Raw genomic sequence first — 16545 nt, 5'->3', positions numbered from 1 at the left:
GGGAAGGGGCGGGCGCCGGCCAGCAGCGGCAGCGCCAACACGGCCGCCAGCAGCGCCGCCACACTACGTTTGATCCACATAAGCATTCCACTGTGACGTCGGGAAGCGCCTAGCTTACCCCAGATCGGCGCGCCCGGCACCTGCCGTTGTGCCATGCACCGCGCCCGGTACGTCCGGCGCAGCTGCCGCCGCGCCATCGCCTCTATCGGCGCGTCCGCAGCTGCCGACCCGCCATGTCACGGCACGCTCTGCCCCATGCGGTCGGCCGGGGGCGCATTCCGCACCAGATTGGAGGCCATCCTCTAATGGGGCCCCGGCGCCGCTCCCGGAGCGGGCGGCGCCCTGCGTGCATGCGCCTCATATGAATTTGTCCGAGCGGCAAAATTTCTCATTCAGTCATGGAACGGTCATGCAGCCGTCACGCAGCCGTCATATCGCCTTCCTACAATCCTGCAAGTTTTGTTTTTCGGCAAGTTTGCCTGGCGCGGAATCACCGCATCTTCCTCTATCAACGTACGAAAGTCCTATCATGCAACAGCATCTCCGTTTAAAACCGATCTGCCTGCTGGTCCTGCAATCGCTGGCCTGCTACGCCTACGCCGCGCCGGAAGCGGCCGATGCGGCCGGCGCCGGCCAGGCCGAGGCGGCCGTTGCCGGCGCCGCCGGCGCCCCGGTGCAAGTGGTGGAAGTCCTGGGCCAGGGCCAGTCGCGCCAGGTGCAGAACCTGAACCACGCGGAACTGGCCAAGATGCTGCCGGGCACCAGCCCGTTGAAGGCGCTGGAGAAGCTGCCGGGCGTGAACTTCCAGTCGTCCGACCCGTTCGGCGCCTACGAGTGGTCGACCCGGTTCAGCGTGCGCGGCTTCAACCAGAGCCAGCTGGGCTTCACGCTGGACGACATCCCGCTCGGCGACATGAGCTACGGTAACAACAACGGCCTGCACATCAGCCGCGCCATCTCGTCGGAAAACATCGGCCGCGTCGCCATCTCGCAGGGCGCCGGCGCGCTGGGCACGGCCTCCACCAGCAACCTGGGCGGCACGGTGCAGTTCGTCACGCTGGCGCCGGCCGACGAGCGCGGCGCCACCGTCAGCCAGACCGTGGGCGCGGACCGCACCTCGCGCACCTTCGTGCGCCTCGACAGCGGCCTGATCAACGATGCCACCAAGCTGTTCATCAGCGGCACGGCCCAGCGCGCCGACAAGTGGAAGGGCGCCGGTTCGCAAGACCAGGACCAGTTCAACTCGCGCCTGGAGCACCAGTTCGGCGAGAACACGCTGACGGCCTTCTACAACTATTCCAACCGCAAGGAAACGGACTACCAGGACCTGTCGCTGGAAATGCTGCAGCGCCTGGGCTACGACTGGGACAATTACGCGCCGGACTGGCAGCGCGCCGTCAACGCCGCCAAGGGCATCTACACGGGCGGCGTGAACAACGCGGACGACGCCTACTACCTGGGCCGCGGCCTGCGCAAGGACAGCCTGGGCGGCCTGGCGCTGGACCTGAAGGTGTCGCCGTCGGCCTGGTTCAAGAGCAGCTACTACCACCACAGCAATGAAGGCCAGGGCCACTGGTACACGCCGTACCAGGCCTCGTCGCCCACCATGCCGATCGCTATCCGCACCACGGAATACTCGATCGGCCGCGACGGCATCGTCAACGACCTCAACGTGGACTGGGGCCAGCACAGCATCGCCGCCGGCATCTGGGGCGAGCGCAGCCTGCACCGCCTGACCCGCAACTTCTATGCCGTCAACGGTCCGGAAGACACCAACCACTTCCTGAGCAACCCGTTCAAGACGGCGTTCCAGCAAGACTTCACCACCACCACCACCCAGTTCTACCTGCAGGACACCTACAGCGCCCTCGATGGCAAGCTGAAGGTCAATGCCGGCTTCAAGAGCCCGAAAGTGACGATCCAGACCACCAGCCTGGTGGGCAGCCGCGCCGGCGGTGAACTGGTGGCATCGAAATCGTTCCTGCCGCAGCTGGGCCTGAACTACGCCCTGAGCCGCGACGACGAACTGTTCGCCTCGGCTTCGCAGAACATGCGCGCCTACCAGCCGGGCGTGAACGGCCCGTTCTCGCAGACCCAGGCTGCGTTCGACCTGGGCACGCCCAACCTCAAGCCTGAAACCTCGGTCAACGTCGACCTGGGTTACCGCTTCAAGCGGGCCAGCGTGCAAGGCTCGGTGGCCGTGTACCACGCCGACTTCGACGACCGCCAGCTGAACGTGGCCACCTGCGTCGGCATCGCCGGCTGCCCCAGCACCTTCGTCAACGTGGGCAAGGTGGAAACCAAGGGCCTGGAAGCGGTGGCCGTGTGGAAGTTCCTGCCTGGCTACTCGTGGTTCAACACCTTCACCTACAACGACTCCAAGTACAAGTCGAACTACCTGGATAACGGCGTCGTGGTGGCCGTCAGCGGCAAGCAGGTGGTGGACACCCCGCGCACCATGTTCGATACTGAAGTGGGTTACGACAACGCAGTGTGGTTCGCCCGCCTGGGCGCCAAGTACACGGGCAAGCGCTACTACACCTACCTCAACGATGGCGCCGTGCCCTCGTTCTGGGTGGCCAACCTGTCGGCCGGCTACAAGCTGAAATCGGTGGGCATGCTGAAGGAACTGTCGCTGCAGTTCAACGTGAGCAACCTGTTCGACAAGAAGTACTTCAGCTCGATCGGCACCAACGGCTTCGTCGCCTCCGACGCTGCCGGCACCTTCGCCACGCTGCAGACGGCGGCACCGCGCCAGGCCTTCCTGACCCTGAGCGGCAAGCTGTAACAGCGACGTCGCCAACGGCGCCGCAGGCAGCGCGGCAGGGACGCACCGGCAGCCATGCCGATGCGTGCCCTGTCGCGCTGTTTTTCCTTTGAAAGAGAGTTTCGTATGCCATCGTCCGAATTGAATGCTCACTGCCGGATGTGCAGCCCGCAGGCGCCGGCCTGGCCGCCGGTCGCGTCCACCGCAGCCGCCGCATCGTTTGCTGCGGCACTGCTTGCCGCGCCGGTTTGCCTGGCCGCCACCGCCACCACCCCGATCGAACACGTGATCGTGCTGGTGGGCGAGAACCGCACCTTCGACAATCTGTACGGCGTGTACGAACCGTCACGTGGCCAGAGCGTGGCCAACCTGCTGTCGAAAAAGATCGTCAACCGCGACGGCACGCCCGGCCCCCGCTTCCGCGACGCGGCGCAAAGGCTGGGCCTGTCGACGGGCGCCTACACGCCGACGCCCGAATTCAACGGCGTCTACGGCCAGCTGCCGCAACCGTGGGCGGCCGGCGCCTTCGGCCAGCGCCAGGACGTGCCGGACGCGCGCTTCCCGGCCGACCTGCCCAACGGCCCGTTCCAGATCACGCGCCATGTCAGCTACGGCGCCCACACGGGCGACCCCACCCACCGCTTCTTCCAGATGTGGCAGCAGGTCAACGGCGGCAAGCACGACCTGTTCGTGTGGGTGGCCGACCAGACCGGGCCCGGCCCCAGCAACCCGTTCCCGCTGGCGCCGGGCAAGACCCACCAGGGCGCCATCGCCATGGGCTTCTACAACATGGCGGCCGGCGACGCGCCCCTGTTCAAGCAGCTGGCCGACCAGTACGCCATCGCCGACAACTACCACCAGCCCGTGATGGGCGGCACCACGGCCAATTACTTCGCGCTGGCCACGGCCGATGTGGGCGTCTACACGGCCGGCGGCCAGCCGGCCATGCCGCCGGCCAGGCAGATCGAAAATCCGGACGCCCAGCCCGGCACCAACAACTGGTACGTGGAAGACGGCTACCGGGGCGGCAGCTACGTCAACTGCGCCGACGCGACGCAGCCGGGCGTGGCCGGCATCCGCGGCCTGCTCGACCAGCTGCCTTACCGCGCCTTCAACGGCGGCAACTGCGCGCCGGGCGCCTGGTACATGGTCAACAACATGGAACCGGCCTACGCGCCGCTGGGGCAGCCGCTGGCGCTGGGGCCGGACAAGTTCATCCTGCCGCCGCAGACCATGCCCCACATCGGCGACGCCATGACGGCCGGCGGGGTGGCGTGGAAGTGGTACAGCGGCGGGCGCAACGACGGCGCCAAGGTGGACAAGGAATACTGCGGCATGTGCGACACGCCCACCTTCTTCAGCTCCACCATGACGGGGCCGGACAAGGACAAGCTGGTGGACCTGATGCAGTTCTACGTGGACGTGAAGGACGAGGCCACGTTTCCCCAGGTGGCTGTGATCGCCCCGTACGACAGCATCTCCGGCCATCCCGGCTACGCCATGCAGCCCAGCTTCGACCAGCTGGTGGCCGACGTGCTGGAGCGGGTGCGGGCCAATCCGGCGTTGTGGAACAAGACGGCCATCCTGGTCACGTTCGACGAAGGCGGCGGCTATTACGATTCCGGCTACGTGCAGCTGATCGACTTCTTCGGCGACGGCACGCGGGTGCCGTTGATCGCCATCTCGCCGTATGCGCGCAAGGGCGCCGTGGATCACACCTATTACGACCACGCCTCGATCGCCAAGTTCATCGAGCGCAACTGGGCCTTGCCGCCGTTGTCGGCGCGCAGCCGCGACAACCTGCCCAATCCCGTGCATGTGGCCGGCGACCCTTATGTGCCGGCCAACCGGCCGGCCATCGGCGACCTGATGAACCTGTTCGACTTCCGCGCCGCACGGCCTGTTGCGGCCAGCACGGCGGCCGTCAAGCGCAAGCGGAGCGGCTTATCCGCGGCAGGGGGCGGCGGCCAGTAAAGCAGCCAGGAGGCAGGGGGCAGTGCCAACAAGCCGACACAAGCTCGAGCCTGCGACGTAAACGGCGTAAATTGGGACGTGCAAATGGGGACGCGTGCAAATGGGGACGTACCCCTTTTTCAGGAAATGGGGACGTACCCCTTTTCGATACAAGCTGATTGGTAGGGCTGGATATGGCTCAGTGCATGTCGGATTGCCGGAACTGACCCCGCCGTTACGCTTTTATTTTTGACCTTGCCGTTGCTGCCAGGCGGCCAGCGCGCTGCGGTAGCGCGCTGCGTCTTCCGCGTGCAGGTCCAGCACGCACCACTCGCAGCCGCTGTGGCAGCAGGCGTTCGGGTCCAGCGGGTCCGGCGGCTCGGGCATGGGGTCGTTGTCCGGCGCGGTCGCGGGCATGGGCGCGGTTGATGCGGCTGCTTCGGCGCCGGCCGCCGGCACTCGCTGCGTCGTTTCTTGCGTCATCGCTTCTTCTTGCGTCATCGTTTCGTTCTGCTCCAAACTCACAGTTCCTCCATCGGCAGCGCCAGCAGCGCCATGTTGCGGCCTTTTTCCTTGGCCCGGTACAGCGCGCGGTCGGCCATGCGCACCAGCATGTCGGGCGTGCTGCCCTCGGTCGGCACCATCACGGCCACGCCCACGCTGATGGTGACCAGACCGAACGGTGAACCGTCGTGGGGCAGCTGCAGCCGCGCCAGCGCGGCGCAGATGGCCTCGGCAATGCCAAAGGCATCGGTGGCGTCGGTGGCGGCGGCCAGCAGGGCGAATTCCTCGCCGCCGTAGCGCGCCACCAGGTCGCTGGTGCGCCGCCCGTGCGCCGTGATCAATGTTGCCACTTGCTGCAGGCAGGCGTCGCCGGCCAGGTGGCCATAGCGGTCGTTGTATTTCTTGAAGTGGTCGACGTCGAGCATGGACAGTGCCAGCGACTGGCCGGTGCGGGCCGCGCGCCGCCATTCCGCTTCCAGCGCCGCGTCGAAGCCGCGCCGGTTGCGCACGCCCGTCAGGCCGTCCGTCGTGCTGAGCGCGGCCAGCTTGCGGTTGCTTTCCTCCAGTTCGGCCGTGCGGGCCGTCACCAGTTGTTCGAGCAGGCGCTGGTGGCGCGTCAGGCGCACCACGCGCCAGCGGTGCGCGCCCAGCAGGGCCGCCATCGCCAGCACCCCGGCCAGCAGGCGGAACCACCAGGTCTGCCACAGCGGTGGCTCTATCGTCACCAGCAGCGTGGCCGGCTCCGCACTCCACACGCCGTGGTGGTTGGCGGCCTTGACCCGGAATACATAGCTGCCGGGATAGAGGTTGGTATAGGTGGCGCTGCGGTGGGCCGCGTCCGTTTCCACCCAGTCGCGGTCGAAACCCTGCAGCTGGTAGGCGTAGCGGTTGGCGGCCGGGTCGGCGTAGTGCAGCGCGGCGAACTCCAGCGAGAACACCGACGCCTGCGACGACAGCGTGAGGGCGGTGGGCGCCGTCAGCGGTCCCGTCACGCTCACGCCCGCGCCCAGCTTGCCGTCGTAGATCGAGTGGTTGAACACGGTGATGTCGCTGATGGCCACTTGCGGCGCCACCGAGGTGCTGCGCACGGCGTCCGGCGTGACGGCCGTCAGCCCGTGCACGCTGCCGAAATACAGCTCGCCGTCGGCGCCGGCCACGGCGGAGTTGATGATGAAGCCTTCCGTCAGCCCGTCGGTGGCCGTGTAGTGGCTGGCCTGGCCGGTGCCCGGGTCCAGCCGGTACAGGCCCGTCAGCGTGCTGCACCAGATGCCGCCCTTGGCGTCGTCGCGGATGGCCAGCACTTTCTCGCCCTGCAGGGCGGCGCCGTAGTAGCGGAAGCGCAGGCTGCCGTCGGCCTGCGGCAGGGCCAGGTGCAAGCCCCGCCCCGTGCCCACCCAGACCCGGCCCCGGCCGTCCTGGTGCAGGCTGGAGACGTTGTCGTCGCTCAGGCTGTGCGGCTCGCCGTCGCGGTGCCGATAGTGGCGGAAGCGGCCGCTGGCCGGATCGAGCACGTCCAGCCCGCCGCCGTTCCACTCCGAGCCGGCCCACACCCGGCCGTCCCGGTCTTCCAGCACGGCCGAGGTGCCGTCCACGCTGCGGCTGGCGCTGTCCTGCGGGTCGTGGCGGTAGACGCGGCGCGCGTCGCTGGCCGGTTCGTAGCGGATCAGGCTGTTGCCGGTGGCCAGCCACAGCACGCCGCCGGCGCCCGGCGCGATGGCGTTGATGTAGTCGCTGGCCGGGTTGCCGAAGCGGATCACCTGGAACGGGCCGTCGGGCCGCTCGAGCCGGTTCAAGCCATCGGCCGTGCCCAGCCACAGGGGCCCGCGGCCGGCCTCATCCTGGTACAGGCTGTAGACGATGTCCTGGCTCAGCGCGCCCCGCTTGCCGGGCTGGGCCCGGTAGCTGCGCAGCAGGCGGTTGCTGGCCGGGTCGTACAGGCTAAGGCCGGTGTCGCTGCCCAGCCAGAGCCGGCCGCCGGGCGCGCGCGCCATGGCCAGCATGGCGTTGCTGGCGGTTTGCGCCTGGCCCGCCTGCGGCAGCGGCACGTAGCGGGCCAGGCCGGCGCTGGCCAGGTTGGCCAGGCTGATGCCGTCCGTGTAGGAGGCGATCCACAGCATGCCGCCCCGGTCCTGCATCACGGCCTTCAGGTTGTCGCTGGGCAGGCTGTAGGGATCGTCGGGCGCGTGGCTGAACTGCTCGAAGCGCCCGCCGGCCCCGTTCCAGCGCAGCAGGCCGGCCGACAGGGTGGTGGCCCACAACGTGCGCTGGCGGTCCAGGTAGAAGCTGGTGACGCGGCTGGCCGGCGCCGCCACCACCGTGCGCGCGGCCCACGGGCTGCGGCCGTCCCAGCGCAGCACGCCGGCCTCGGTGCCTATCCACAGGGCGCCGGCCGGGTCGAACTGCAGGGCGCGCACGATGTTGCGCCGCGCTTCGGGCGCGGGCGCGGGATCGGCCTGGTGATGGACAAAACCGTGGGCGCCGGGCGCCAGGTAGTCCAGCCCGCCGGGCCAGGTGGCGGCCCACACGCCGCCCACCGGATCCAGCGCCAGCGCGTTCAAGTCGTTGCTGGCCAGGCTGTCGGCCCGCTGCGGGTCGTGGCTGTAGACGGTGAAGGCGCCCGTGGCCGGGTCGAAGTGCTGCAGGCCGCCCCAGCTGCCCAGCCACATGCCGTGCCGGCCGTCGGCAATGATGGTCTTGATGATGCGGTGGTTATGCGGTCCGGACGGCGGCGCGAACACGGTGAAATCGTTGCGCTCCGGGTTGTAGCGGGCCAGGCCGTCCTGGGTGCCGGCCCAGATCCGGCCCTGGTCATCCTCGAACAGGGCCGAGACGCGGTTGTGGGGCAGGCTGTGCGGATCGTTGGGCCGGTGCGCGTACTTGACGGCCTGGTAGCCGTTGTAGCGGTACAGGCCGTTGCTGAGGGTGGCGACCCACACATAGCCCTGGCGGTCCTGCAGCAGGGCCAGCATGGTCGGCTCGTCGTTGCCCAGCGGCCCCAGCTTCTTGAAGCGCAGCGACGGCACGCCGGCCCAGGCGCTTGGCAGCGCCGCCAGCAGGGCGAGCGCCAGCAGCGCGCTCAAGCAGCGCCGCAACAGCGACAGGGAAGGGCGCTCCGGGCGGGGCAGCGGCGACGGCACGTACATGGCGGGGTGACGGCGGCGCGGCGGCGGTGTCCACCCGCGAGGGTAGGCGTGCCGTGACGGGGCCGTGAGTCAAATTAATGGGGACGTACCCCATTTTCTGGCGTGCCGCAGCTCCGGTGTTCAGGGGGGAAGCATGACAGAACGCGCATTATACCTTCCGTTGCTGCAATAGTTTGCCTGTGGCGTGCTGTTTTCGTGTGCAGTTGCGGCAATTTAGGGTATAGTTTACGGCGCTGATATTGTATCCACGTCTGCGCGCCCCAAGACGGGCATTTACCGCGCCGGCGTGCGCCCTGCCAGTCCTGCCGCCTCCCCCTGTGTCCGCATTCATCGCTATGGCGAGTCCAGGTGCCCCGGCCAGGCGGACTGTTGCTCGCAGAAAATGTTGTTAATTGAAGAAAGCATGGCTGACCGCTGGACGGAGGCCGAACCCAACTATGTCTGAAAACGAGATCATTTCCACCCCCGGCACCGCCGCTGCGGCCATTCCCGCCGCTGCGCAAGCCGCGCCGGCCGCCGCTGTTGCCGGCGCCGCCGCCGCCGAAGTAGTTGCCGTACCCGTTGCTGCACCGGCTGTTGCCGAAGTCGTCGCGCCTGTCCCGGCGGCTGTGCCTGCCCCGCTTGACGTTGCCGACGCTGCCGCCGTGGCTGCACCCGCAGCTGAAGCCATGGCACCGGCGCCTGCCGCAGCGCCTGCGGTCGCCGCGCCTGCGCCTGCCGCCGCCGCCCCCGCAGTGGTCGCGCCCGCCGCCGCGTCCGACGCCCAGGTCCGCTTCGCCGATTTCGGCCTGTCGCCGCTGATCCTGCGCGCGCTGACGGACCAGGGTTATGTGCACCCGACCCCGATCCAGGCCCAGGCCATCCCCGTGCTGCTGCAAGGACGCGACGTGATGGGCGCAGCCCAGACCGGCACCGGCAAGACGGCCGGCTTCGCCCTGCCCATCATCCAGATGCTGCTGGCCCACGCCAGCGCCAGCATGTCGCCCGCGCGCCATCCGGTGCGGGCCCTGATCCTGACCCCGACCCGCGAACTGGCGGTGCAGGTGGCCGAGAACGTCAAGGCCTACGCCCAGCACACGCCGCTGCGTTCGACCGTGGTGTTCGGCGGCATGGACATGAAAGGCCAGACCGTGATCCTGAAGGGCGGCGTGGAAATCGTCATCGCCACCCCGGGCCGCCTGCTGGACCACGTGGAGCAGAAGAACATCAGCCTGGGCCAGGTGCAGATGCTGGTGATGGACGAAGCGGACCGTATGCTCGACATGGGCTTCCTGCCGGACCTGCAGCGCATCATCAACATGCTGCCCAAGCAGCGCCAGAACCTGATGTTCTCGGCCACCTTCTCGGCCGAGATCAAGAAGCTGGCCAACACCTTCCTCAACAACCCGCTGACGATCGAAGTGGCGCGCAGCAACGCCACGGCCGACAAGGTGACCCAGGTGGTGTACAAGGTGCCGGAAGAGCAGAAGCGCGACCTGGTGGCCCATTTGCTGCGCCAGCGCGACTTGAAGCAAGTGATCGTGTTCTCCAACACCAAGATCGGCGCCTCGCGCCTGGCCCGCGGCCTGGAGCAGGAAGGCATGAAAGCCTCCGCCATCCACGGCGACAAGACCCAGCAGGAGCGCATGGCCGCCCTGGAATCGTTCAAGAAGGGCGAGATCGACGTGCTGGTGGCCACCGACGTGGCCGCGCGCGGACTCGACATCTCCGACCTGCCATGCGTGATCAACTACGACCTGCCGTACAACGCGGAAGACTATGTGCACCGCATCGGCCGCACGGGCCGCGCCGGCGCCTCGGGCGACGCCATCTCGATCTATTCCGACAAGGATGAGCGCCTGCTGACGGACATCGAAAAACTGATCAAGCAGACCATCCGCCGCGGCACGCTGGACGGCTTCGCGCCCGGCACCACGCGCCGCGACGACGAGCGCCACGGCGAGCGCCGCGCGCGCCGTCCGGCCGACAGCGACAGCCGCCCGCCGGCCGCCCGCATGGCCGAGCGCAGCCCCCGTCCGACGTCCTCCTACAATGGCGCCGGTCCCCGCCGCGACAAGGTCGATCCCTGGTTCCTCAAGCCTTACGAGCCGGCCAAGAGCAGTACTCCGGCACCGACGGCCACGCTCGGCACGGCCACCCCGGCCAAGCCCAAGCAGAAGATCGCCGCGCTGCTGGGCGGCTTGCCCAAGTCCTGAGCGGGGCGGCGCCGCGCGCGCCGTCGCTGGCCTGATCCGTTCGCTGCCCGATGCCTCGCATCGGGTTTTTTTTGCCCGCCGCGCGGCGCACCGGGGGCGCTACGGCCGGCGCCGGCCGTCAGCGCGCGAGCCGCTTGACCAAACCCAGTTTCAGCTGCGTGAGCTCGACATAGCCACTGCCGGTGGACCAGCCGCCCAGGCCGAAGGCCAGGCGGAACGGCTTGCCGTCGCTGCGCAGATAGGATTGGAATGGCTGCGCGCGCGCGCTCGACGGCATGATGGGCAGCAGCATGCGCTCGCCGTACAGCGACAGCTGGGCGCCGTTCTTGCCCGGCGCGCCGCTGGCCACTTGCCAGTCCAGTTGCGCTTCCAGCTTGTAGACGCCGGCCGGCAAGGTGATCAGGTCCGATACCAGCCCGGCGTCGGTGGCCACGTCCGATGCCACCCGGTGCCGGGCCAGGTCGAAGCGGGCCTGGCCGTAGGGCTGGAAATGCAGCGTGGCCAGCTCCACCACGCTGGCGCCGTGGACGACGTTGTCGGCGGCCCGGTACACCAGGTATTGCCGGGCGTAGTCCGGGTTACCCTGGATCACGTCAGCCAGCCCGATGTGGCGCGCGTTGGCGATGCGCGGCGCGATCAGGGAACGCATGATCTCGCCCAGCGGCGTGGCCAGGCCGGCCACCAGGCACAGCACGAGCGGCGCCTTGCGCACCGTGTTGGGGGCCGTCGCGATGGCCGTGGCCGCCAGCAGGGCCAGTACGCCCAGGGCCGGGATCGAGGCGCGCATCAGCAAATCGCTGCCGCCGCCGACGCGGAACAGGGCGAGCAGGCTGAGGAACAGGGCGCACAGCCCGACCGGCAGCGCCGTCCTGGGCGCCACCAGCAGCAGGGCGGCGGCGATGGCGCCAAATTCGAGCAGCAGGAACAGCAGCCAGCCCGGCAGCGTGAAGTCGTTGAATTCCCAGATCAGGTCGGCCGGTATGCCGGCCGTGCCTTCGCCCAGGAAGCGGGCGGCCGCCAGCAGCAGCACGGGCGCGGCCAGCAGGTTGGCGCGGCTGAGCAAGGCGCGCGGGCCGCAGCGCACGGCCGCCCACAGCAGCAGCGGCACCAGGCCGAAGGCGGCGAAGGGCGACCACAGGGCCGTGGCCGCGCCCAGCACCCCCGCCTGGGCCAGCCCGCGGCGCGGGCAGCGCAGCAGCAGGAAGGCGGCCAGCAGGGCCGGCACCGTATGCTGGGGCGCCCAGAACAGATTGGTCAGGATGGCGCAAATGGCGCCCAGCGGCCACCACCATTCGAAGTGCATCACGGGGCCCAGTCCACCTCCGGTGAGCTTGGTGCCGACGATGTCGGCGCCGCTAAAGAGCAGCAGTACGCAGCCGAGCAGGAAGGCGCCGGCGACGGGCCGGGGCCGGGGACCGAAGGCCAGCACCAGGGCCAGGTAGAGGCCCAGCGTAGTCCAGATGAAGTTAGCCAGCGGCAGCGCCGCCGCCCCCAGCGCCTTGCCGGCCAGCGCCGGCACGACGTAGTAGCCCAGGTAGTAGCGCAGCGTGGCCACGCCGTCGGCGTCGACCGACAGCGGCGGCCACGCTTGCTGTTGCAGCGTGTTGAAGATGGCGTAGTGCTTGTACCAGTCGAGGTTTTCCGCGAACGGCGGCAGCGTGCCCGCCAGCAGTGCCACGGCGGCGGCCAGCACCAGGTAGGGCCAGCTGGCCCGCACCGCCGGCCAGCGCGGCGCGGCGCAGGCAGCGGTAGCGGCACCGGCACCGGCACCGGCACCGGCCAGGCCGGCGCCGCCGGCCCAGCGCACGGCCAGGGCGGCGGCAACGGCCACGGCCAGCGGCCAGGGCGCGAAATACAGCAGCACCAGCGTGGCCGGCAGCAGCAGGTAGAGCAGGGCCGCCATGAACAGCGGGGCGCCGGCCGGGCCGCCGCCATCGTCCAGCAGCGGCGCATCGGCGCCGCGCGGGGCCGGCGCCAGCAGCGTGCGCCACGTCATGCCGCGCTCCCGCATGCCGGCCCCATCATTTGAACTGCAGCGCATTGATCATCAGGCCCAGGATGCGCGGGTCTTCGCTCATGCCCAGCTGCTTGGGCGAGACGGCGTCGGGCAAGTCGATGACGATGTCGAGCCGGCCGTCCCGGGCCGGCGGCAGCGGCAGCACGATGGCCGGCGCGGGCTGGCCGGCGACGAAGCGGAACGTGGCCGGCGCGCCGTCGTTGAGCCGGATCGCCACGCGCTGCGCCGCCACCCCGTTCAGGAAGGCGTCGGCGCTGATGGTCAGGCTGCGGGCCGGGGCGCCGTCGATCAGCGGCAGCGGGCAATGCAGCTGCGCTTGCGGCTGGTCGGTCCAGCGTCCGCCCGGTTCGGCGCCGCTCATGCCGCTCAGGGTGCAGTTGGGCTGGCCGTCCAGGCTGCTCAAGCCGATGCGGGGCCGGCCACGGCCCAGCTGGCGCATGGCGCACTGGCCGTCCACTTCGGCCAGGCCGCTGTTGGTGGCGGGCCGGGTGCAGCCGGGCAGTTGCGCCAGCGCCGAGCCGGCGCCGGTGTAGATGGTGCCGACCCGGTCCGGTTCGGCCATGGGCTGGCCGCCCAGCACGTCGAGGCTGTTTTCGGAGCGGGGCGTGGCGAACACGCCTATCGTCATCAGGTAGGACACCATGGACGGCATGCCCGGCACGTCCATCACATAGGCATACTGGCCCGGTGCGTTGTGCAGCGTCAGGTCGCGCCGCAGTTCCAGCCGGTGTTCCAGCGCCACCACGGCCGCCGTATCGAGCGACGGCACGCCGCGGGTCAGGGCGCAGAACGCGAGCGCGGTCAGCAGCGGCAAGGCCAGGCCGTCATAGGCCATCTGCCAGCCGCCGCCCGGCTGGGCCGGCGGGCGGCGCAAGCGGGCCGACAGCAGTGCCGGCAGCAGGGCCAGTTGCACGAACAGGATGCTGGTGAGGGCGAAGCCATGCTTCTTGACAGCATACGGCGAACCCTGGCCCCAGTGCAGCAGCACGATTTGCAGCAGGCACAGGGCGCTGGCGGCCAGGCCGAACAGGCCCACGTACTTGAGCGCGAGGAAGCGCGCCCGCTCGGCCGCGTCCGCCAGCCGCAGCCAGGCCACGGTCAGCGCGGCCGACAGCAGGCCGAGCACGACGCAGTAGACGGCGATGCGCGGCACAGTGGTGAGCCCGGCCAGCGTCAGCGAGCCGTCGTTCTGGCTGATCGATTTCATGGCCGCATAGGCCGGGTGGCGCAGCAGCACCAGCGCGGCCGCCGCCATGGCGGCCAGCGCCACGAGCACGGGGCGCGCGCCGGCCGTGCGCAGCGTGCGCCACGGCAGATCGAGCACGATCAGGGCCAAGGTCACGGCCACCAGTTGCGAGGCCGGCAGCAAGTGGGTGCCGGTCAGCAGGTAGATGCTGCCGATCAAAAAGCCGTAGCGCAACGGGGCCGGCACGGCGCGCCGCTCCATGTGCAGCGCCGCCAGCAGCGCCCCTATCATCAGGGCCTGGGCCACCAGCTGGGCGTAGAAGAAGTTGCCGATGTCTTCCTTGCCGAAAATGTCGAGGTAGTGGCGGCTCAGCAGCAGCAGCGTGGCCAGCACGGCGGCGCCCACCTGGCCGCTGCGGCGCGGCAGGGTCAGCACCAGGGCGGCCAGGCCGGCCCAGGCCCCGATCATCGACAGCAGCGTCACCAGCTGCATGCCCAGCATGGGCGACTGCAGCGGCACCCCCAGCACGGCGGCCAGGATGTGGCTGTTGTGCGGATAGACATTCATTTCGCCCAGGCTGGGATCGGTCACCACCGGTACGGCCCACTGCTGGGCGATCCGGGCCACCAGCGCGTAATGGTGGGCCATGTCGGCCGAGGTGGCCCACAGGTGGTCGATGCCCAGGCACAGCAGCAAGAACACCGTCAGCAGCAGGAGGGCGGCGCGCACGGCGCCGGACATGGTGGGAAGCGTGGAGATAGGCATGGTTGGGGCCAGGTTAGTCGAAATCGAGGGCGCTGAGCTCGGCGCCGGGCACGGGGCCGGCGGGCAAGGTCAGCGTCAGGTGGAGACGGGGACCGGCGCCGGCCGCCAGCGGCAAGGTCAGGCGCCGCACGGGCCAGTAGCGGTCGTAGCTGGCGCTGACGGGCGCTGCGCCGTTTGCGCTCAGCTGCAATGGCTGGCCGGCGCGCAGCGCCGGCAGCAGCCGGAGCGTCACCGTCACGGCGCGGGCCGGCTGGCCGTTCAGCAGCGGGCGCCGGCAGTCGACGGTGGCCAGCGGCGCCGTCACGGCGCGGCCGCCGCCGGCCGGGGCGGCCAGCCCGGCCAGCGTGCAGGGCGGGGCCGGATCGTGCGCGCCCAGGCCCAGGTGGGCGCCGGACGGATGCAGCAGGGCGTCCACGCAGGCGCCGTCCACGATGGCCAGCGCGGCCGTGCCGCCGGCGCGGCGGCAGGCCGTCAGGCGGCCGTAGGGCGCGTCGGGGTGGGTCAGGATGGCATCGACGGCGCGCGTGGCGCGCGGTCCCTGGCCGCCCAGCACGTCATAGGCATTGTCGTCGCGGGCGGTGCCGAAGGTGCCGATGGTAAACATGTAGGCCAGCGTGGGCGACAGGCCCGGCAGCTGGGTCACATAGGTGGCCCGGCCCGGCATGGCCGGCAGCAGCGTGTCGCGCAGCTGGCCCAGCTGGCGCTCCAGGGCCACCAGCGGCGCCAGCGCGGTGGCGCCGGCTTGGGGCGCGGCCGGCAGCGTGCCCAGCGTGGCCAAGGCCAGCAGGGCCGGCCAGAGCGGCAGCAGATACGCTTCCCATGGGGCGGGCGCCAGCGGGCCGGGGCGGCCCTGGGCGCGCGGCCCCAGATTGCGGTGCCAGGCCAGCAACATGGCGGGCAGCAGGCACAGCTGGAGCAGCATGGCGCTGTGCAGGGCGAACACGTATTTCTTGACGGCGTAGGGCGAGCCGGCGCCGCCGGCCAGCAACAGCAGTTGAAGCAGGCACATCAGCGCACAGGCCATGCCCCACAGGGCCAGGTATTTCACGCCCAGGGCCAGTGCGGCCCGCTGCGGCACGCCGATGGCCAGCCAGCTGCGCAGCTGGGCCGCGGCCAGCGCCAGCACGGCGCCCGCATACAGGCCGAAGGCGCCCATGCTGCCCAGGTGGGCGGTCGGCATGCCGCCATTGTTGGCGCTGATCTCGCGCATGACGGCAAAGCCGGGCTGGGCGGCCAGCAGCAGCGCGCCGGCCACGGGCGTGAGCAGGCTGAGCAAGATTTGGCCGCGGCCGCCGCGCCGGCCCGGCAGCAAGTCCGTCGCGCACGCCAGGCCCAGCAGCATGAGCAGCTCGGCCGCCGGCAGCAGGTGGATGGCGCACACCACGGGCAGGGCGGCCAGCAGCAGCAGGTAGCGCCAGGGCGGCGCCAGGCCGGCCCGCTCCAGCCGCAGCGCGGCCAGCACGGCCAGCAGCGCGGCGGCCTGGCCGGCCAGCTGGGAAAAGAAGAAATTGGTTTGCAGTTCGCCGCCGTACAGTTCCAGCCGCAGCCAGTGGCGGTTGGCCAGCAGCAGCACGGCCAGGGTGGCGGCGCTCAGCGCGCCGGCCCGGGCCGGCAACTGGCGCAGCATGCAAAGCAGCACGAGCCAGACCGTGACGAAGGCGCCCAGCGCGCACAGCTGCAGGCCCAGCAGGGGCGAGCCTGTCAGGCGCGCCGCCAGCGCCGCCACCCAGTGGGCGCCGCGCGGGTAGACGTTCATTTCGCCCAGGCTGGCATCGATGCCGGCCGGCAGCGTCCACTGCGCGCTCAGGCGCGCCACCAGCGCATAGTGGTGGGCCAGGTCGACCGAATCGGTCCACAGGCCGTTGGCCATCGCCAGCACCAGCGCCAGGGCGCACAGCAGCAAGGCGGCCGCCGGTGCGTGCCGCCGGGCCGGGGACAGGGCAGGCCCAGCACGCCGGGATTGGTGGTGCCGTCGGTGGGCACCTGCAGGCGGTCGTCCAGTGCGGCGTAATCGG

General features: G+C 70.1%; 8 protein-coding genes. 3 read left to right on the top strand and 5 right to left on the bottom strand.

The features are described from left to right. Positions 1 to 529 precede the first annotated feature (529 nt). The gene (locus tag AC3WOS_RS27415; RefSeq protein ID WP_492720330.1) at positions 530 to 2788 is read left to right on the top strand and encodes a TonB-dependent receptor; all 2259 of its coding nucleotides are present in this window, start codon (positions 530 to 532) and stop codon (positions 2786 to 2788) included. A 105-nt stretch (positions 2789 to 2893) separates the two neighbouring features. Continuing rightward, positions 2894 to 4741 carry an alkaline phosphatase family protein gene (locus AC3WOS_RS27410; RefSeq protein WP_492720329.1) on the top strand — a complete coding sequence of 616 codons (1848 nt, stop codon included), beginning with the start codon at positions 2894 to 2896 and terminating at the stop codon, positions 4739 to 4741. Between the two features lie 222 nt (positions 4742 to 4963). Here AC3WOS_RS27410 and AC3WOS_RS27405 read toward each other — a convergent pair whose 3' ends face one another. Further along, the gene (locus AC3WOS_RS27405; protein ID WP_492720328.1) at positions 4964 to 5221 is read right to left on the bottom strand and encodes an oxidoreductase-like domain-containing protein; all 258 of its coding nucleotides are present in this window, start codon (positions 5219 to 5221) and stop codon (positions 4964 to 4966) included. A gap of 20 nt (positions 5222 to 5241) precedes the next feature. Continuing rightward, the gene (locus AC3WOS_RS27400; RefSeq protein ID WP_492720327.1) at positions 5242 to 8367 is read right to left on the bottom strand and encodes a ligand-binding sensor domain-containing diguanylate cyclase; all 3126 of its coding nucleotides are present in this window, start codon (positions 8365 to 8367) and stop codon (positions 5242 to 5244) included. Between the two features lie 668 nt (positions 8368 to 9035). On the opposite strand from AC3WOS_RS27400, the gene AC3WOS_RS27395 reads away from it, so the two are divergent. Continuing rightward, positions 9036 to 10562, top strand: coding sequence for a DEAD/DEAH box helicase (locus tag AC3WOS_RS27395; RefSeq protein ID WP_492720325.1), 1527 nt, complete (start codon positions 9036 to 9038; stop codon positions 10560 to 10562). 118 nt (positions 10563 to 10680) lie between these two features. Here AC3WOS_RS27395 and AC3WOS_RS27390 read toward each other — a convergent pair whose 3' ends face one another. Genes AC3WOS_RS27390 through AC3WOS_RS27380 form a run of 3 tightly spaced genes read right to left on the bottom strand, consistent with a single transcriptional unit; the run spans position 10681 to position 16433 of the window. Beyond that, positions 10681 to 12558 carry a hypothetical protein gene (locus AC3WOS_RS27390; RefSeq protein WP_492720324.1) on the bottom strand — a complete coding sequence of 626 codons (1878 nt, stop codon included), beginning with the start codon at positions 12556 to 12558 and terminating at the stop codon, positions 10681 to 10683. Between the two features lie 25 nt (positions 12559 to 12583). Then, the gene (locus AC3WOS_RS27385) at positions 12584 to 14530 is read right to left on the bottom strand and encodes a hypothetical protein (RefSeq protein WP_492720323.1); all 1947 of its coding nucleotides are present in this window, start codon (positions 14528 to 14530) and stop codon (positions 12584 to 12586) included. Between the two features lie 13 nt (positions 14531 to 14543). Continuing rightward, on the bottom strand, positions 14544 to 16433 hold the full coding sequence (locus AC3WOS_RS27380) for a hypothetical protein (protein ID WP_492720321.1): 1890 nt from the start codon (positions 16431 to 16433) through the stop codon (positions 14544 to 14546). Between the last annotated feature and the right edge of the window lie 112 nt (positions 16434 to 16545).

This window comes from Rugamonas sp. FW305-51 (genome assembly GCF_058786935.1).
This window is presented reverse-complemented; position numbering and strand designations above follow the sequence as displayed.

Coding starts and splice junctions, on each gene's coding strand:
- AC3WOS_RS27415 (WP_492720330.1), top strand. CDS start 530: ATGCAACAGCATCTCCGTTTAAAACCGATCTGCCTGCTGGTCCTGCAA.
- AC3WOS_RS27410 (WP_492720329.1), top strand. CDS start 2,894: ATGCCATCGTCCGAATTGAATGCTCACTGCCGGATGTGCAGCCCGCAG.
- AC3WOS_RS27405 (WP_492720328.1), bottom strand. CDS start 5,221: ATGACGCAAGAAGAAGCGATGACGCAAGAAACGACGCAGCGAGTGCCG.
- AC3WOS_RS27395 (WP_492720325.1), top strand. CDS start 9,036: ATGGCACCGGCGCCTGCCGCAGCGCCTGCGGTCGCCGCGCCTGCGCCT.
- AC3WOS_RS27385 (WP_492720323.1), bottom strand. CDS start 14,530: ATGCCTATCTCCACGCTTCCCACCATGTCCGGCGCCGTGCGCGCCGCC.
- AC3WOS_RS27390 (WP_492720324.1), bottom strand. CDS start 12,558: ATGACGTGGCGCACGCTGCTGGCGCCGGCCCCGCGCGGCGCCGATGCG.
- AC3WOS_RS27400 (WP_492720327.1), bottom strand. CDS start 8,367: ATGTACGTGCCGTCGCCGCTGCCCCGCCCGGAGCGCCCTTCCCTGTCG.